Origin of the sequence: Alteromonas sp. 5E99-2 (genome assembly GCF_017368475.1) — a bacterium.
GTDB lineage: Bacteria > Pseudomonadota > Gammaproteobacteria > Enterobacterales > Alteromonadaceae > Alteromonas_F.
The window spans coordinates 362857-380669 of the sequence record NZ_JAFNJE010000001.1 but is presented as its reverse complement, the minus strand read 5'-3'; the positions used below and the strand labels follow the sequence as shown (position 1 = coordinate 380669).

16 protein-coding genes are annotated in these 17813 nt (G+C 38.6%); 9 read left to right on the top strand and 7 right to left on the bottom strand.

The features are described 5' to 3' along the window. Window positions 1-20: 20 nt before the first annotated feature. Window positions 21-395, bottom strand: coding sequence for a PH domain-containing protein (locus tag J3L16_RS01740; RefSeq protein ID WP_207611138.1), 375 nt, complete (start codon window positions 393-395; stop codon window positions 21-23). Between the two features lie 213 nt (window positions 396-608). Between J3L16_RS01740 and J3L16_RS01735 the strand changes: the two genes are divergently transcribed. Next, window positions 609-1457: a hypothetical protein gene (locus J3L16_RS01735; protein WP_207611137.1), complete on the top strand. Its 849-nt coding sequence runs from the start codon at window positions 609-611 to the stop codon at window positions 1455-1457. Window positions 1458-1507: 50 nt separating this feature from the next. Here J3L16_RS01735 and J3L16_RS01730 read toward each other — a convergent pair whose 3' ends face one another. The 3 genes from J3L16_RS01730 to J3L16_RS01720 form a co-directional block, all read right to left on the bottom strand. Next, the gene (locus tag J3L16_RS01730; RefSeq protein WP_207611136.1) at window positions 1508-2815 is read right to left on the bottom strand and encodes a DEAD/DEAH box helicase; all 1308 of its coding nucleotides are present in this window, start codon (window positions 2813-2815) and stop codon (window positions 1508-1510) included. 138 nt (window positions 2816-2953) lie between these two features. Then, a complete protein-coding gene (locus J3L16_RS01725; protein ID WP_207611135.1) occupies window positions 2954-3520 on the bottom strand; it encodes a FlgO family outer membrane protein in 567 nt (188 codons plus the stop codon). Between the two features lie 91 nt (window positions 3521-3611). After that, window positions 3612-4223 carry a FlgO family outer membrane protein gene (locus tag J3L16_RS01720; protein WP_207611134.1) on the bottom strand — a complete coding sequence of 204 codons (612 nt, stop codon included), beginning with the start codon at window positions 4221-4223 and terminating at the stop codon, window positions 3612-3614. 309 nt (window positions 4224-4532) lie between these two features. Between J3L16_RS01720 and J3L16_RS01715 the strand changes: the two genes are divergently transcribed. Continuing rightward, a complete protein-coding gene (locus tag J3L16_RS01715; RefSeq protein ID WP_207611133.1) occupies window positions 4533-6026 on the top strand; it encodes a methyl-accepting chemotaxis protein in 1494 nt (497 codons plus the stop codon). A gap of 14 nt (window positions 6027-6040) precedes the next feature. On the opposite strand, the gene J3L16_RS01710 is transcribed toward J3L16_RS01715, so the two are convergent. After that, the gene (locus tag J3L16_RS01710; protein WP_207611132.1) at window positions 6041-6559 is read right to left on the bottom strand and encodes a rhodanese-like domain-containing protein; all 519 of its coding nucleotides are present in this window, start codon (window positions 6557-6559) and stop codon (window positions 6041-6043) included. After that, entirely contained in the window at window positions 6552-7379 is an 828-nt protein-coding gene (locus tag J3L16_RS01705) for a sterol desaturase family protein (RefSeq protein WP_207611131.1), read from the bottom strand. Before J3L16_RS01705 ends, J3L16_RS01710 begins: the two co-directional genes overlap by 8 nt. Window positions 7380-7553: 174 nt before the next feature. Here J3L16_RS01705 and J3L16_RS01700 point away from each other — a divergent pair, with 174 nt between their 5' ends. The 7 genes from J3L16_RS01700 to J3L16_RS01670 all read left to right on the top strand — a co-directional run bounded on the left by J3L16_RS01700 (window position 7554) and on the right by J3L16_RS01670 (window position 15953). Next, the gene (locus J3L16_RS01700; protein WP_207611130.1) at window positions 7554-7892 is read left to right on the top strand and encodes a hypothetical protein; all 339 of its coding nucleotides are present in this window, start codon (window positions 7554-7556) and stop codon (window positions 7890-7892) included. A gap of 84 nt (window positions 7893-7976) precedes the next feature. Further along, window positions 7977-8402 (top strand): hypothetical protein, encoded by a 426-nt coding sequence (locus J3L16_RS01695; RefSeq protein ID WP_207611129.1) that lies wholly within the window; start codon window positions 7977-7979, stop codon window positions 8400-8402. A 65-nt stretch (window positions 8403-8467) separates the two neighbouring features. Then, the gene (locus J3L16_RS01690; RefSeq protein WP_207611128.1) at window positions 8468-10561 is read left to right on the top strand and encodes a TonB-dependent receptor; all 2094 of its coding nucleotides are present in this window, start codon (window positions 8468-8470) and stop codon (window positions 10559-10561) included. Between the two features lie 20 nt (window positions 10562-10581). After that, on the top strand, window positions 10582-11859 hold the full coding sequence (locus J3L16_RS01685; RefSeq protein WP_207611127.1) for a PepSY domain-containing protein: 1278 nt from the start codon (window positions 10582-10584) through the stop codon (window positions 11857-11859). Between the two features lie 153 nt (window positions 11860-12012). Beyond that, a complete protein-coding gene (locus J3L16_RS01680) occupies window positions 12013-12378 on the top strand; it encodes a hypothetical protein (RefSeq protein WP_207611126.1) in 366 nt (121 codons plus the stop codon). A gap of 199 nt (window positions 12379-12577) precedes the next feature. Then, complete coding sequence (locus tag J3L16_RS01675) at window positions 12578-13843, top strand: DUF1835 domain-containing protein (RefSeq protein ID WP_207611125.1); 1266 nt, start codon at window positions 12578-12580, stop codon at window positions 13841-13843. A 112-nt stretch (window positions 13844-13955) separates the two neighbouring features. Continuing rightward, window positions 13956-15953 carry an EAL domain-containing protein gene (locus J3L16_RS01670; protein WP_207611124.1) on the top strand — a complete coding sequence of 666 codons (1998 nt, stop codon included), beginning with the start codon at window positions 13956-13958 and terminating at the stop codon, window positions 15951-15953. A gap of 134 nt (window positions 15954-16087) precedes the next feature. Here J3L16_RS01670 and J3L16_RS01665 read toward each other — a convergent pair whose 3' ends face one another. Then, the gene (locus tag J3L16_RS01665) at window positions 16088-17587 is read right to left on the bottom strand and encodes an oligosaccharide flippase family protein (RefSeq protein ID WP_207611123.1); all 1500 of its coding nucleotides are present in this window, start codon (window positions 17585-17587) and stop codon (window positions 16088-16090) included. Window positions 17588-17813 lie beyond the last annotated feature (226 nt).

The window sequence follows — 17813 nt, the reverse complement described above, 5'->3', positions numbered from 1 at the left end:
ATTCATTTCTTTGTTAATGCTTAATTGAATAATTGGTCTGCAAGGCTCTTTTGTACTGGTGCTGCAAGGTTAGACTTTAACTCCAGCTCAAGAGGCTCAGCAACGCCTGACATCCAGATACGCAACTCTGAATCAGTGTCGAAGGTACCTGCCGTCTCCACTTCAAAGCGGATGACAGATTTATAAGGAATGCTAAGGTAATTTACTTTTTTACCAGAAACGCCCTGCTTATCCATAAAGATAACCCGTTTATTAGTAAAAATAAGCATGTCGCGAATTAACTTATATGCGCTTGCAACGGTTTCATTGCCTGCTAAAACATCCTCCAATTGAGCGTTTACTTCGTCTGTATCAACGGCGCTCGCTTTGCCCATTAAGCCATCTAAAAGACCCATTTTTTTTCCTTATGTCTATCCCGGTAGAAGTGATTTTCTATACCTGTAAAAAATAACTATTCGAGATTAACAAAATCGTTTCAACAAGCCTAATTTTTAGTGAGATTCAGTCTTTGTTAAATGTTGTTGTGTCGTTATTGAAAAAAGAACAATTTAACAATGCCTAAGTGTTACAATTAATTTACATTAAAAGGTGTATTTGACGAAGTTAGTATGAAAAATGGCGGCATAAAAAATTTAACGGTGTTATTTGTTTTTGCTTCTTTGCATTCTAACGTTTCAGTGTGTGAGGAGGTGTCTACATTAAAAGCTGACGGTCCCAATGAAGGGCTTAGTGCTTATGAGTTAATTAAGAATTTTGCGGGGAAGCGGCCAATTGAATCACCGGATTTATACCCTGAAAATCATCCCGAAATACAACATATCTACGAAGATACGGACGATGTTGTTGGGCACCATTTTGTGTTTCTTTTACATCGAGATATTGATAGAGACAGAGATAAATATAAGCGCTTTTCAGACAGACAACGCAATGAAATTAAAGCATATAGTGGCTCAAAACGGCGATTAAAAGGGTATGAAGGAGAAATCTTAACTTATCGTTGGAAGTTTAAACTTGAACCCGACATGTCACTTTCAAAGAACTTCAGTCATTTTTTCCAACTCAAATCTGTAGATGATGGCGTGGGTACACCTATTTTTACTTTTTCAGGTCGACATTACCGAGGAGAAAAATGGTTTGCTTTTTCTCATGCAGCCGTTAAAAAAACGACTATTTTAGAAAAAAATCGCTGGAATAAAGTCTCTGGAGTGTGGTTAGAGGCAGAAGTTACAGCCGTTTATGCAAACAAAGGGACACTAAAGGTTACATTGAAACGTTTAGAGGACCAAGTCATCCTTATGGAATACCAATCGGATACTATTGATATGTGGAGAGGGACGAAAGCCTCTCATTTTGTTAGGCCTAAATGGGGCTTGTATCGGTCACTTAAATCTAAGTCTATGCTTGAGTCTGAAGAAGACACAATACGTTTTGCTGACTTTGAAGTGATAAAGCCTTAAACCACTCAGTAAGTAAACGACGAATTTTACTGAGTGGACTTCGTATTGAATTAAGCTCTACGAGGCTTTGGCTTATTGCCAGAACGGGATTTATTAGGGCGAGGCTTGCTTTCAGAACGAGGCTTATTTTCTGAACGATTGCGATCTGAATTATTACGAGGCTTTTTAGGTTTTTTTGGCTTTTTTGCAGCTCGGCTTAAGTCCGTTTCCCCTAATTGCTGCGAAGGCTTAAAACCTTCAACACTTTCTCTAGGAATGTTGAGTTTGATTAAGCGCTCAATATCATTTAGCTGTTTGCCTTCGTCCATGCTTACAAGAGATATTGCTAAACCCGAACGACCAGCTCGGCCAGTACGGCCTATTCTGTGCACATAGTCTTCAGCTACATTGGGTAAATCGAAATTCACAACAAAGGGAAGTTGTGCAATATCGATACCTCTAGCGGCAATATCGGTGGCAACAAGCACTTGAATTTGGTTGTCTTTAAAGTCGGCTAGAGCACGTGTACGCACGTTTTGGCTTTTATTCCCATGAATAGCTGCGGCTGTTATGCCTTTTTTATTCAATGTGGTGGTAAGTCTATTTGCACCGTGCTTAGTTCTACAAAAAACCAAGGTTTGCGTGTGCTTTTTTTCTTTTATCAAATGTACGAGTAAGGCACTTTTTTTGTTTTTGTCTACGGGGTACAAGCATTGTTCAATGCGATCTACAGTAGAATTTGGTGGGGTGACAGTTACTTCTACTGGGTCGTTAACTAGATTTTTAGCAAGTTCTCTAATTTCTGCAGAGAAGGTTGCTGAAAACAATAAGTTCTGGCGCTTCTTAGGTAGTAAAGCGATGATTTTCTTGATGTCGCGAATAAAACCCATATCCAGCATGCGATCGGCTTCATCTAGCACTAGAGTTTCAAGCTCGTTGAATTTAACTGCATTTTGTTGATACAAGTCGAGTAGGCGGCCCGGTGTCGCAATAAGTACATCAGTTCCACGTCGTAGCTTCATCATTTGAGGATTAATTTTCACTCCGCCAAATACAAGGTTGTATTTAAGGTTTAACCCGGAACCGTATTTTTCGACGTTGTCAGCTATTTGAGACGCAAGCTCTCTTGTGGGTGTTAAAACCAAGGTCCGAGTTTGATTACTACTCACCTTTTTAGGTGCGGCTTGTAGCCTATGTAAAATAGGTAATGTGAATGCAGCCGTTTTACCCGTACCAGTTTGCGCCGCGGCCATGATGTCACGCCCATCCATAATAGGACCAATGGCTTGTTCTTGTATTGGAGTTGGGGCGGTGTAGTTATTTTTTGCAAGTGCAGATAGCAATGGGGCACTTAAGCCAAGAGATTCAAATGTTGTCAATCGAGGGATCTTCTGTAAATAATAATGTAAGCGAGTAGGTTCTCTCGCGCGGAGCCGGAGTTTACAGGACACTGGCTCCAATTACCATGAATTGATTAAAAAACAGGCTTTTTAGTTGTTTTATTTAATCTCGAATGATCAGCGATACGCGATAGTGCTCGCGCCATCAAGAACAAAGTAGGGTATTAAAATACTGTTTGCACCGAGTAACTTTTTTGAACTTGTGTCGAAGACCTTACTATTTACTCTTACACCTCGTGGTTCATAAATGAGATTTCCAGACATAACGCAGCAATAATCGGTGTTTTCTGCCAAAGCATCGCGAGTAAACGCAAATGTGCCTCTTTCGGTGATGCTGACTTGAGACGCTGTATTCAAGTCAACCACATGAAAGCCGACTTGGCTTAGTTCGACGAGAAGTGCCTCAGCAAGTTGATTACCAATAATGTTGGTGTTGTTAAGTGTGCTGTCTAATTCAACATAAGAGGCAACCACAATAGATTTACTTTTATGGGCTTGCATATTCAGCTGTAAAATAATTTGGTTGGCGTAGTCATTTAATTTTTTGTAGTGTTTCTGCTTTAGCCCGTAAGAATAATCTCTTAGCGGTATTTGTTTTTCTTCAGCTAAAGGGCTAGGAGCCTTAGTGACATGGCTGGGTACACTATGTTCTTCTTTTTCAGCGATAAACCAATTGGTAGGCATTGTACTGACGCACCCACCTAAAAACAGCGTTATAAACGCAATTAGCATATATCGTATGGAATTCGTCAGTGAAATTTGTATTTTCATAATGTTAGTACAACCAACTGTTAACTGTATAGTGTTCAAGAAGTGTGGAGCTGGTGGCTAGTACAGCTTTCGACTGAATATCCACAACACGGCTATACACAATCACCCCGTCAGAATTAATATCGTAAGACCCAACCAAAACGTACTGAGCATCGATATTGTTGTTCAATTCAATATAATCTCGACTTAGCATGAAGTCGCCTTTGGGCGTAACGCGCACTGAATCGGTAATTTTAAAATCAATGACATGAAAACCCGTTCGGTGAAGTTGATTTGTGAATTCTTCGGCTAGTTGATAGCTTAATGGCTCTGAGTCAACATTGCTGTTGTCTGTTTGAGTGGTGCGTAAGAAGTTGGTAACGATTATGTTGCCTTGAGTTTCAGACGTTCGCATATTCATCATAAGATCAGAAACAAGATTACTTACCTTTCTTTTGAATAACTTCGTTGCGCTAGTGTAGCCAGAGTGACTGTTAAATCGAGAGGTTTGAAAACCCGACGTCGTACTTGCTGCAGCGGGAACATATTCAAATTCATCCATACTGTATGTGTTATTGCAAGACAACGCCCAAAAACTTAGGCTTACAACAATCGATAACGCACTTTTATATTTCATTTTGGATTTTGCCGTCTACATAAAGATATTCAATATTTTTATATCGGCTGAATTTTGGAAAAACATTAGGTAAAAGGTTATATTTTTATCATATAACCAGTGTGGCTGTTTTGCTGACGTAACACGACTAGAGACGAAGACTCATTGTTTTATCACAGCTGAATGCGAACGTTCGCAATAATCAAACTGCTATTAGAGATGGTAAATAATATCTTCATATTTTTGCTATATTTTACGTTATGGACTTACAGGTAAACACATGTAGGTTGCAAAATAGCCGTTCTATTGAAATTAGAGGAAAAATAAAACATGTCATTAGAAGGTTTGGTTATTAGGTACAAATTAAAAACGGTCATTTTTTCCTTGTGCACTTTAATGCTGATTAGCTTTATTTTTATCTCTTTAATTGTGAATAGTAAATTTCTTGATGTTGAAGACAATTTAGTCAAAATGAACAGGCATCCCATTACGGTTTTAATGACGATAAAAGACATTAAAAATTTCATTTTAAGTAATCAATTTACTGAAGCCAGCAAATCCATAGATTTAATAGAAGAGCGATTTCTGGGCGATAAAGCGACCATTAATCAATTAAAAATGGCGATTGAAAGTGAAGATGCTGAGCAGGCACTAAAGATTTCAAACGAATTTGAATTGTTCGCAAATTCAAAATTAGAAATGTTCACTAATAATATTCTTAGTACGAGTAGTGATGCGAAGCGTGTGATCATTGGTATCACTATTTTGATTTTCTTTATTCTGAGCGCTGCCATTATTGTTGTTACTCGATCCCTCATTCGCAGCTTATCTTTAGTCTCGTCAATATTGTCAGAATTGTCATTGGGTAAATTAAATGCAATGGAGGGGGATTTCGTAAAAGGCGAAAGTGAAATTTCTCAGTTAATGTCCTCCTGCTATCAACTAAATACACAGCTAACCACAATAGTAACAACATTGAATACGGTGTCAGAAAGTGTCATGTCATCGTCTAATGATTTAACCCATGTTATGGAAAAAACCGCTCAAAACACAAAGGATGAATTTGCTCAAATTGATGAAATATCCGGGGCGATAAGTCAATTATCGACTACGTCTAAAGAAATGTCGGTGAGTGCGATTCAGGCTGATGATGAAACTAACAAAACCATAGATAATATTCGTGAGAGTTACCAGACGTTAGAAGCATCTATTTCTTTAACGGAAAATATTAATCAATCTGTAGAAGAAACTGCTTCCATGCTTAAACAGTTGAAAGATAGCGCGTTAGATATTGGTGAAGTCACTAATGTTATCAATGCGATTTCAGAACAAACTAATTTACTGGCACTGAATGCAGCCATTGAAGCTGCAAGAGCAGGAGAGCAAGGTCGTGGGTTTTCCGTTGTAGCTGATGAAGTCAGAAATCTGGCTGCAAAAACTCAAAGTTCAACGAAAAGTATTCAAGAGATCATTGGTAAGCTTCAAAGCCAAGCTGAAAAAGCAAATAACAATATGGTTGCGAATGTAGAATCTATTCGTGAATCTGTGTCGTTATCGAAAAATGTCAAAAACTATTTTGATGATATTGCAGAATCTGTACAGTCGATTTCAAAAGCGAATGAGCTGGTTGTTACTGCCTCTAAGCAGCAAGATCAAGTAACAGAGAGCATTAATAAAAATACCAGCAACACATTTGATTTGGTAAATGAGAACGTGGAGTCAGTGAAGAAAACGGAACTTTCTATAAAAGGTTTATCTGAACTGGTGGCTAAACAAGATAATGAACTTTCTTTTTTTAAAATAACGCTTAGTGCTTGTTTATAGAGTTGACTGGGGGTTCATTTGGCAACCGGTGGGGAGTAAAATATCTTTTCTTTGTCCTCAATGAGTCGGCTCCAGTACCAATTATATGGGTGAACGCCTACACCATTGACTGGCATTTCTTTGTTCGTCCATTTGAATATACCACCTTCTAAATTTACCATTTTGATAGTTTTTTCGTGGTGAGCCAAACGGGTGATTAACTCAGATGAACGTCTACCCACTGAGCAATAAAATACGGCTGTTTTGTCTTTTAAGTCACTTGCGAATAGATTCATAAAATCGCTTTCTGATATATCTGGATCCACTTGTATGGCGTTGGCTAAATGACTTACCTTAAATTCTTTGGGCTTTCTTACATCAAATATCAAAACATCGCTTTGCTTAAGTTCTCTTAACGATTGCCCATCAATATGTTGAACATTGGTGTATTTTTTTTCAATAGACTGGTGGATGTCATCTAATTCATCTGCCTGAACGCTATGTGTTAATAGAGTTAGCGCTATATTCATAACCAAAAATGTCCATTTAAACATCATTTTTTCCTTTTTGAGCCGCCTTTTTTTTCCAAGGAGCGGTTAAACACCAAATGAGCGTATTCGGAGCATGGCTTTGAAACTCGCTCAGACCTATCACCATATCTTTGTGTTTGGCTAAAGGCTGCGGAATATGGGTATTGAAAATCCTATCCCAAATAGACAAGAAAAAGCCGAAGTTACTGTGAGTTTCTCTTGGTATTACCGAGTGGTGTACTCTGTGAAAGTCGGGAGTGACGATACAGGTTCGAAGCCATGAATCGACTTTTTGAGTCAGAGATACATTTGAGTGGTTGAACATTGCAGACGCATTTAATAAAACTTCGAAAAAAATTACAGCACTGACACTAGGGCCAAGAAGTACAACCCAGGCTAATTTATAAAACATTGAAAACACAATTTCTACTGGATGAAACCGCAAGCCTGTAGTGACATCGATATCTCTGTCGGCGTGATGGATTTTATGGAACCGCCATAACATTGGAACACGGTGACTTAATACATGCTGAAAGTAAATGGCCATATCTAATAAAGTCACCGCTAGAACTAAGCTAATGATAGGAGGGAGTGGTATCCAATTGAGCACACCAAGGTTATGAGATTGAGCCCACGCAGCAGCGCCAACTGCTAGTATAGGAGTAACTAGTCGCAGGGCTAAACTATTTATTACCACAAGTAAAAGATTGGTGCTCCAGCGCACGAACCTTGGCATAACACGAGTTTTTTTAGGTCGAATATATTCGAGTATAGCCATGAATGCTAATACGCCAACAAAACTTGCCAACCTTAACCAGAGTTCATGGGTTTCTAAAAATGTCATTTCATAAAGCTCTATTACATTTTGTCTTAGTCATTAGTTTATAAGACCGTGTAAAGTTTGTTTGTTGTTCAGACTAGTTTATTGAGAATATTTAACGTTGTTTAAGAGGTTGAGTTTGTATTTTAGTCATAGTCCTACAATACTGTGTAATAGGAATTACTGTACGTGAATTAAATGTTAGAAGAAAGACTACCACTATACAAAAAAATGCATATTTTGGTCCGTTTGGAGCCAGGTTGTCTGGGGCCTGAAGGAATTAAATATGTTGAAGAATTCTGCACCTATGCGAAACCTAAGTTAAAGCAAATGTATTCGAATATTTTACATTGGGTTATTAAACCTAGGTATGACAAGACCCTACCAGAAGTTGAATACCAAATAAAAAGAGCTACGATCAAGCAGCAACAAGCAGAAGCGTTTTTTGAGGCGTTTAGTATCGATATTAGTGATTTCGAAGATGAATTAGATGAACAACTGGCTGATTTAGTTGAAGAGTTTTTCGAAAGAGAGTGAAAAAATATTGCTTTGAAAACACAGACATCGTTACAATGCTCTAAGTCTTTCTTTTTACCGTTAACTATGAGCAAGCTTTAAACTATGACAGCAATTCGTTACCGTCATGTTATAGCCTTTTTGTTGTGTGCTGGCATACTGTTTAACAGTATGGCTTCACCTCTACTCGCATCTTATTCTATGAATGCAGCACAGAAAGTGGCCTCTACGAAAGCTGATGTCATGCTTATTTGTACTGGCAGTACTATAAAATGGGTGTCGGAAACTGCTTATTTGTTAACTGGCGATATTGTAGAAATTGCACCTCCTACTGATTATCAAAGTGGCTCAGATGAGATTGACTGTGTTTACTCTTTCTTATCTGATATGAATACTGATGCTATCGTCTTGCTAGACAATGTACTTGCATCGCAGAAATTCACTCAACTCTCTGAGTATTTGTTTTTTACTCATTTAAGCGCTCAATATTCCTCGGCGCTTTCTCGTGGGCCCCCTAGCATTTTATTTTAAATACACACATTAGCACTTTGGACTTCGGTTCGAATTTGAGCAAATATTTAAAATAAGAATGTAAAATGACTATTAAGACACATACTTTATTATGTGCGTCTGTTAGACGTGCGTACAGATTTTCGACATGCATACAAACTTCCCTGACTCTGGGACTTTCATCTGCTTTTTTATTATTTTCTGCATCGACTGCAGCTGAAGAAGAGTCTTCTTTAAATGACTCCGTAGCTCGTATCGAGCGGATTACGGTATTAGGAGACACTAATACCGAAGGCGCAACTTTAGGCGGCATCGATTTGAAAAAGTTGCCATTGAATTCCTTTGTTGTTGGCAGATCTGAATTAGAGCGTATTCGCTTTGTTGATCCCAATGAATTTTTAGACCGCATCCCAGGTGAAACCCAAGTGCGCAACTTGCGTATTCCCGATGGTGGCAAAGGTTACACCGTGCCTTTGGTTGACGGTATTCCTCTTGAAAACCCCTACGAAGGCGCAACACAGCGTCTTGATCGTACTAATACCTTTGATATTGAAAGGGTGGAAGTCATTAAAGGCCCAACCTCTGCACTGTTTGCCAATAATGCATTTGGTGGTGTTATCAATGTTGTAACCAGAGATGCGCCAAAAGAAACTGAGACCTTGGTTTCGTTAGAAGCGGGTGATTTTAATCGCTTGCGAGCGCGGTTTAGTACAGCGGGTACAGCCAATTCTGTTGGTTATTTTTTTGATGTGAATACGCGACATTTAGACGGTTTGCGAGAGCTGGTAAAAGACGACAGAAAACAAACCAGTGGTAAGCTAATTTTTAACTTGAATGACTACGCCAAAATAACTGCCCGTGCTGAATATCTTGAAGAAGATGAAAATGAACGTGGCGATCTCACTGCTCAAGAATTAAGAGAAGATCCAACTCAAGCTGGAAGCTTAAGCTCTTCAACAGATTTGGAACAAACAACGTTCAGTCTGTCTTATGACCACTTAATGGAAAGTGGTGAGTTAAATACAACTCTCGTAAGAAGAGAAAAAGACACCATTGGCGCCTCTCGTTTTAGTGGGCCCCAAGACGAAAATGATTTGAGTTATAACGTGCGCGTTCAATATCGACATGATTTCAATACCGCTAATATCATCGGGGGGTATGAATTATATGACGGCGAGCAAGATGTACGACAATTTGGTCGCAATGATTTTGATTTAGAAGGAGACTTCGATACCTTTTTAAATGAGCTGCAGATCAACGCATATTTTGTGCAAGTGCAAAATGAGTTCGCTGATGGCTTTGAAGTGACAGCAGGTTTGCGACATGAAGATATAGAGCGCAGTAACACTGACTTTGATGAAGACGCAAGGTTTTCTGATACCTCCATTAAATTTGGTATTACCTATGAAGTTAGCTCAAATATTCTAGTATGGGGAAGTATTTCCGAAGGTTTTTACGCGCCCGATTTAGACGATCTCTTCATTGATGCACAGCTTAGAAATTTCCTCGGTTTAGACGCCACAACTAACCTACTTGAGCCAGAAGAAGCGTTAAATATTGAATTCGGTTTACGGGGAAGTGTAGGGGCATGGCGATTTGATACCTCGGCTTACCACAACAAGATAGATAACTACCTAGTAACCCAAGAGTTCTTTGGTTTTGATGAATCATTTGGTGGTGAATTTGAGTATGAATTAACGACCAATGCAGGTGGCGTTACCGTTAAAGGAATTGAAAGCGTTGTTGAATATGCACCTCAAGGTTTACCTGTGAGTTTTGGTGTTACCCATACCTATACTCGTAATAAATACGATTCATTTGTACAAAGCACTCCCGGTGCGGATGACGATTTAAGTGGCAATATTTTACGTCGCTCTCCTGATCATCATGTGAATGCCAGAATTGCTTGGCAGCCTGTAGATGCATTAAGTATTGAATTAGAAGCGGATTATTACAGTGATTATTTTGCCGATGATGAAAATTCTGCGGAGTCGCGCTTTACACGCGGTGAGCGTCTTAATTTAAGAGTGAACTATTATTTGGACAATTGGCGAATTTGGGCGCATTTGCTTAATTTCACTGATACCCAAGAAGACCGAGCGACCTTTAGCAATGGCGAGTTTACGTTTAGAACAATTGAAGGTCGTACCCTTTATGCGGGCGCGTCGTACAGCTTTTAATTCTCAATAAGGAAGAGACGATGTTGCAAAAAAATAATTTACTCAATATTTGGTTATGGAAATGGCATGTGATAGCCGGGTTAATCACCTTGCCTTTTGTCGCGCTATTAGCCATAACAGGTACGATTTATTTATTTAAGGATAATGTAAATCATCAGGTTTATGCCGCGCAGTATTTTGTACCTGAAGGCAATATAGGCCAGCCTAAATTAAGCTTATCGGAGCAGTTTGCTTTAGCGAAAGCATCTACAGATAAAACCATTACTGGGGTTACTCTTGCTGAGGATGAGAAGTACAACACGGCTTTTAAGTTAAAAGGTAAAAGTCGTGCGGGTAACGAACTGTTTGTCGACCCCCATACTGGAGCAGTGAAAGGTGCAGTAAACCAACAAGAAACCTTTATGTACGATGTGCGTAAGTTACATGGAGAATTGTTACTAGCTAAACCGGGAACTTTGGTCGTAGAGTTGGTAGCAAGTTGGTTTATTGTACTTATTCTTACTGGCGTATATGTCTGGTTTCCTCACAAAGGGGCTGGCAATGGTGGTGTATTTAGCATTCGCTTTGACCAAGGAAAACAAAAACTATTCCGAGACCTACATGCTGTGTTGGGTTTTTGGTGTTCCCTTGTTTTGTTGATGTTCTTAGCAGGAGGAATGCCTTGGACTGATATGTTTGGCAGCCAATTAAAATGGGTACAAAAGCAAACGAATACAGGTTACCCCATGCTTTGGCAAAGCGGCAAAGGCCTTGAATCAACAAACCCGAATAATGTAGAGCCTCTGAATTTAGATGCTATAGCGAAAATTGCAATACAAGACTACCAACTTAGCGGTGACATATCGATTACCCTGCCTAAAGGTACGGAAGGGACATATAAAATAACCAACCACGCTTTTTATACTGAAGACCAATCGGTACTTTATGTAAACCAGTACACGGGTGAAACCATTAAGCATCTAACTTGGGATCAAGTAGGCATACTCATGGATGCGAGACAGCTGTTTATGCGTTTACATCAGGGAGAATATGGGTTGTTAAATTGGATTGCAGTACTGACTGTGGCCGTCTTATTGTTTATATCTGCAACAGGGGCATGTTTGTCATATTTAAAGCGAAAACCCCAAGGAAGTTGGGGGATACCCCGAGTGCCACAGCGTTTTAACGCAGATAAAACCTTGGTAGGTATCATTGTTCTATTGGGCGTGGTATTTCCAATGTTTGGCATCAGCTTAGTTGTGATCACTGTGTTTTCTATTTTAAAAAGTACATTTAGAAAAACCAAAGAAGTGGCTTAGAGCTTCTTCTCTGAATATTAACTCTGGTGTGAATGATAGCCTTTATTGTTTGCATCACAGTTGAAAAATGATTCCAATCCAACAAGTAAACACTCAGTTTTGAATTGTGTTTGGTGATAATATTCATCACACACAATTCAAAATGAGAATAAGATGCTGACAGAAGAAGAATTAACTAACGTACTCATGCGTATTAACCGCAAAGAATCATTCGTTTTGAATATTACTGCCGCATGGTGCCCAGATTGTACTGAAAAACAGTTGCCAAATTTACAGAGCTTTTCTGAGTCTCTTGGTACTCACTTACTTGATGTAGTTTGTTTGCAAGTTCAGATAGAAAAAAAAGTGTATATATCGGAAAAACACGAGTCTTTTGTATTAGCGCTTGGAGGGCATGGTTTTCCACGAACTGTTTTATATCGAAAAGGGATGCTAGTTGATGCAGATAACGTAGAGATCTTTACGGCATCTGGCCTCACAAATTTGGCAAGCCGGTTTATTGCATTGATGAACGATTAATTAACGTCAACAGCATGTTGTAAAGTGTTGAAATACTCGTTAGAGTGATAACGCGCATGCCTAGCGCCTCCCATGCTCGCGGAAAGAACTCAGTTCAAGGCTACTAATTTGCGTATCCCCATTTTATTTGGGAACATCTCATTTACCTTCTTTTACACTTCAATTCATAGCGAGCATAGAAGTCATAAAAGGGTGAATTATGAAATCTCACAATCCATTTTCAATCAATTTTGACCAACAAAAACTGAACGCTAAGCGGCGCCTAAAGTCTATTCGCAACAACGATTTGGAAGTACTTTCACAAGTTAAATCATTCCATACACAGCCAAATACGCTCTCTAAGGAGACAGTTCAATTAGCCGATGTTCAATTTGCGTTAGCAAGAGAATTAGGTTTGCCAAGTTGGGCTAAATTGAAAGCCCATTGTTTTGATTTATCGTTACAAAAAACAGAACTTTCCAACAGAAATATAGCTTTAGATTCTGATATTTCTACACTGCATATTCGCTGTGGTCATGATATTCAAAATAGGCTTAAAAATAGTGGGTTTGCTGGTGAGTATTTGGCACTAATTGACCCCTTGTGTATAGGCCCAATTCCGTCTAATGAAAAACACTTTGTAGCGATACGCGCTCAGTATGTAAAAGAGACATTGTTGCCTATTGCGGGGCGTTCTGATTCGGTTCAGCAGATTGCAGAAGCGGAACAAGGTAATATCGATATGTTGTTTGATAGGCGTTTTAAGCGTCTTGTATTTTGGGTCGAACACGATGCTTACGATCAATTAATGTTGTTGCGTTGTTTGACCCTGTTAGCGGGAAACTCAAACAAAACTATTGAAATTGTAGAACTAAATAGTTTTCCTGGTAGCCAGCGATTTATCGGGCTAGGGCAATTGCCAGAGGAAGCTTTTAGGTTATGCTGGCAACAGCGTAAACGGATTAGTGGAAAACTCGAAACCCAAGCCTTACGATGCTGGAAAGCATTAGTATCGAGTAACCCAAATACGTTGGTTGAGATGATTGAGGAAGATGGCCTCGATTGCTTACCAAATATGAAAAACGTACTTACACGTATGTTACAAGAGTTACCTCACTGTGAAACCGGACTCTCTTTAACTCAGCATCTTGCTCTCAAGGTTCTTCAAAACAAAAAAGATAAGCTGACAGTTAAAGAATGGTTTGTTGAATATCAAAAACAGGAACCTCTTCCATTTTTAGGCGACATGATGTTTTTCGCCTTACTTTTACCTTTAGCGCATTTAGATAAACCTTTAATCAGCTGCGAGTCTTTACATAAACCTTGGCGAGAACAAACTTTTTTGTTGACTGATAAAGGGCATTTGATTCTTGCAAACAGGGCGCGGGTAGAACAAGAATATTGGGTGGGAAGCATACAGGTTAGGTCGAATGGTACCTGGTCTTGGGACCATAGTGATTTTGGCAGTTTAGTGTATTTTCCTTAACGGTATGGTGAAGTATGAATCAGGCCTCTTGAGGTAACGTTGTTTGTCATCTACGCTTAGTGCATAGGTGTTTTTTACACCGATTAATTTGTTTTGAAATCATTGCATAGGAGTGCAAGTTATCGTCGAGGAATCTTCTAAACTCGCCAAACGTAGTAAACGAGATGCACTGAATCTGCTTTATGGTAATAACTCAGGCAGCATTACGGTTACCTTGAGCATTTGCATTGCGCTGGTTTTTGGTTTTTCTAACAATGAACAACAGCATTTTAAGATCGTTTGGTTTTCGTTTATGTGTTTGTTGTTATTGTGGCGTTCAATAGAAGGGCATCACTGGAAAACAAAATTAAAAGACAGAAAATACAACGCGACTAAACCACTTTTGCGTTTTTCCATCTCTCGTTATCTAACGGCGCTATCGTTAAGTAGCTACTCAGTTTTGTTTTTTAATTCTATGGATGTTATCGAATTAGCAACGACCATAGTCATTATGTCTTCTATGGCCGGGGGAGCGGCGACAATTTTATCTGCAAATAAATGGTTGGCGCAGAGTTATTCCGTTATTTTATTGACTCCTCTTTCGTTGATGTGCTTGTTCTCTGGGGTAGATTATAAAGTTATCTTTGGTCTGTTAGGGCTGGTATTTACGGTAATAATGTATCTATCGGCGAGAAGGACGTTTCAATTTACCCATGAATCTATTTTAATAAAAAATAAGCACAGTGATTTGCTTAAAGAAATGGAAGAAAAAAATAAGCAAATTGTAGAAGCGAATGTTAATTTAGAAGAAAAAGTTAAACAAAGAACAGAGGAGATTTTTGAACTCTCCCATATCGATCCTCTTACTAAGTTATGTAATCGCACGGCATTTTCTGATAACTTAAAACTACTGATTAACGCTTGTGCTCTCAATGATTCGACATTGGCGGTATTGTTTGTTGATTTAGACGGTTTTAAAAGCATCAATGACTCTCATGGCCACGGAATTGGAGATAAAGTTCTAATAGAAACGGCTAAAAGGCTGACTTCAAGGACAGCAATACCTAAAAGTGTGTGCCGCTGGGGTGGAGACGAATTTTTAATTGCACTGCAAAACACAGATAAAAACCACGCTTACAATTACGGTAAAGCCTTAATCAAACGGTTGTCACAACCTATCCAGATTGATCACTATTCGCTTAAAGTCGGTGCGACAGTTGGCATTGCTATGTACCCTGAGCATGGGGTAAATGATATTCAACTCATTACGCTGGCTGATACGGCAATGTATGTACAAAAGCAATTCGCTAAATCAGATGTGTGTTTGTTTACAGAAGCGATGCGAGCAACCCTAAGCAGAGATATTTTACTTAAAGAAGGATTAACTCAAGCACTTGAGAACGACGAGTTCTATGTGACCTTTCAACCTGTTATTCAAAGTCAGTCAGGTGAAGTAAGCTTTTGCGAGGCACTACTGCGTTGGAAATTAAATGGAGAACATATTTCTCCTGAGGAGTTTATTCCTGCGGCTGAACAACATGGATTAATTAACTCTATTGGTTCGTGGGTGCTACACAAAGCCTGCCTACAAGCCGCTGCTTGGTCGTTTGATAACAGTGTTAACTTGTCAGTTAATGTGTCGGTTGCACAGTTGATGCAAGGCGATTTAGTGTCTGTGGTAAAAAGTGCTTTGAATAAATCAAACTTTCCTGCCCAAAATTTGCATCTAGAAATTACAGAATCAATTTTTGCTCATGATATTGAGTATGTATTAAATCAAATGCAAGCGTTACAGAGCTTAGGTATTAAAGTATCCCTTGATGATTTCGGGACAGGGTTTTCATCTTTGGCTTTGTTGCAATCATTATCGGCAGATGTGGTGAAAATTGATCGCAGTTTTGTGTCAACTATTGATAAAGGCGGTAAAGCTATTATTCAAGCAACTCAGTATATGGCACAGGAATTAGGTTATAGTGTGGTAGCTGAAGGGGTCGAAAGTAAAGCTCAAGCTGATACTTTGTCAGCCATGGGGATCGATAGCCTACAAGGGTTTTATTTTAGTAAACCTATGAGGTTAGAAGAGCTTAAACAATGGCATGAAAAGTATAAAAAATTGGTGGAAATAGAATAGCTAAAAGTAAGCTTTTCATGCTTATTTAACGACGTTTAATTACAGATACGGTCGTTAGCTCGCCACCATTTTTCTTGTGTTCATTCCATCCTGTGTTTTGCTCTTTATATTACTTCAAGGTCGCTTCGCGGCTTTTATTTTGTTGGATTTGATGTCAATTTTTCGATCACGAGGCCTTTTATCTTCATAATTAGATCCCAAATATAATGCCACTCTTTGCTTACTTTTTGTAATAAACCGGCTTGTAAAAGTAAGGCCAAAAAGTAAATAGTACCGAAAACAGCAGTGATAGCGATAAATTGCAAAATGGTATTGTCGTACAAGTTTGCGTAGTGGATGTTGATATATTGGGAACCATATGACGCTAATAGTGAAGCGGCAATAATTGGTGTTAAATTGATTAAGCAGATCAAATAATTTGAAAAAGAAGTGTATTTGATAGTGATATAAGTAAAAAATAACATGGAGAATGCAAATTCTAAGGCAATTTTCGCAGTTGAAAATTGCGTTAAATCACTTAAATCAAAGAAAATTAAGTAGCTATAAATAATGATGAAAGAGATAAGCTGGTAATAAAAAAGCCCTTTCGTTTTTCCATGAATAACGAATATACGAGATGCATGCTGTTGTACAAGTAAGGAGACTATTGCGGTACAAAAAATTGCAAATAATTCGGAATATTCTATCCAGTTATCTCCTAAAACTGTAAGTGTGGCTAATTGATGGTTCGCAAACAAAAAGATGCACCCTGGTATCGCAATGCATAAGGGCACAATTAAGCTGATATTGTATTGTTTAAAAAAGTAGTCGCCGGAATCTTTAATTTTGGCGAGTTGAACCAGCAAAGGTTCTGTTGATGGGCCTATTAAGTATGTTGTAGGTATTGACGCTAAATATTTCATTGTATAGTAAGAGCCTAATGCCGCTTTACTAAACATAGTACTAACCAAAAATGTATCTAACTGAGATTTACAATAGCCAAGAATAGATTGTAATAGCCACCAACCAGAGTAATTCCATTGTTCTTTAAAATTGATTAAAGAAAACTTTGGACGATATGGGTGAATAAAGAATGATCCCAAAGCAACTGTTGCCGATATAACATATTGGCCTACAACAAGGGCCCAATAGTTCTGATAAATTAGCGCTACTGCGACGGCAGCTACGACAGAAATCACTTTACCAAAAATAGATAATTTCACTATGGGTAAGTAGTTTTGCTCTCTTTTTAAAAATACAGTTGCAGGATTACCGCTTCCTTTAATCAGGAACAAAGATGAATAGACCCAGAGTATTGCATACAGACGTTCATCTTCGAAAAAGTTTACAATTAGAGGGGTAACTAGAACTAAAATAATTGTAATGGTAGCACTCAATATAATACTCAATGTCCAAGTGGTATTGAGCATGTCCTCGGTGACCTCCTTTGACCTCATTAAGTAAGAAGCTCCACCAAACTCTTTAACCGCTTCTAACAGGCCCATTGTCATAAGAGCAATGGCAATGATGCCAAAATCTTCCGGTACAAGCATACGAGCTAAGATTAACGTGCTGATAAGCCCAACCAGTTTCTTTAAAACAGCTTGAAAACTAAGCAAAAAGCTACTTGTAATGGTTTTTTTTAAGTTACTCAATGTTTACCCTTTTTTACCGCACTGGTTTTTACCAAATAACTATTTAGTAGTATGTGAGTCTACTCGTTCAGAACTTTGTTACAGACAGGACAAGTGTAGTATCGCCGCGATGTTACCATGATAAATTAATCACGAACTAACACTATTTGTACTTTTTACTGCTCTTTTGCAAGTAAGTATTGCCTCTAATCATGCAACTGAAATGGTTATTTTTAAAGTGAGATAA

Excerpts from the sequence above, each read along its gene's own strand:
- J3L16_RS01725 (WP_207611135.1), bottom strand. The coding sequence starts at position 3,520 with ATGCCTACCAATTGGTTTATCGCTGAAAAAGAAGAACATAGTGTACCC.
- J3L16_RS01715 (WP_207611133.1), top strand. The coding sequence starts at position 4,533 with ATGTCATTAGAAGGTTTGGTTATTAGGTACAAATTAAAAACGGTCATT.
- J3L16_RS01720 (WP_207611134.1), bottom strand. The coding sequence starts at position 4,223 with ATGAAATATAAAAGTGCGTTATCGATTGTTGTAAGCCTAAGTTTTTGG.
- J3L16_RS01700 (WP_207611130.1), top strand. The coding sequence starts at position 7,554 with ATGTTAGAAGAAAGACTACCACTATACAAAAAAATGCATATTTTGGTC.
- J3L16_RS01705 (WP_207611131.1), bottom strand. The coding sequence starts at position 7,379 with ATGACATTTTTAGAAACCCATGAACTCTGGTTAAGGTTGGCAAGTTTT.
- J3L16_RS01685 (WP_207611127.1), top strand. The coding sequence starts at position 10,582 with ATGTTGCAAAAAAATAATTTACTCAATATTTGGTTATGGAAATGGCAT.
- J3L16_RS01695 (WP_207611129.1), top strand. The coding sequence starts at position 7,977 with ATGACAGCAATTCGTTACCGTCATGTTATAGCCTTTTTGTTGTGTGCT.
- J3L16_RS01710 (WP_207611132.1), bottom strand. The coding sequence starts at position 6,559 with ATGTTTAAATGGACATTTTTGGTTATGAATATAGCGCTAACTCTATTA.
- J3L16_RS01680 (WP_207611126.1), top strand. The coding sequence starts at position 12,013 with ATGCTGACAGAAGAAGAATTAACTAACGTACTCATGCGTATTAACCGC.
- J3L16_RS01675 (WP_207611125.1), top strand. The coding sequence starts at position 12,578 with ATGAAATCTCACAATCCATTTTCAATCAATTTTGACCAACAAAAACTG.
- J3L16_RS01740 (WP_207611138.1), bottom strand. The coding sequence starts at position 395 with ATGGGTCTTTTAGATGGCTTAATGGGCAAAGCGAGCGCCGTTGATACA.
- J3L16_RS01690 (WP_207611128.1), top strand. The coding sequence starts at position 8,468 with ATGACTATTAAGACACATACTTTATTATGTGCGTCTGTTAGACGTGCG.
- J3L16_RS01735 (WP_207611137.1), top strand. The coding sequence starts at position 609 with ATGAAAAATGGCGGCATAAAAAATTTAACGGTGTTATTTGTTTTTGCT.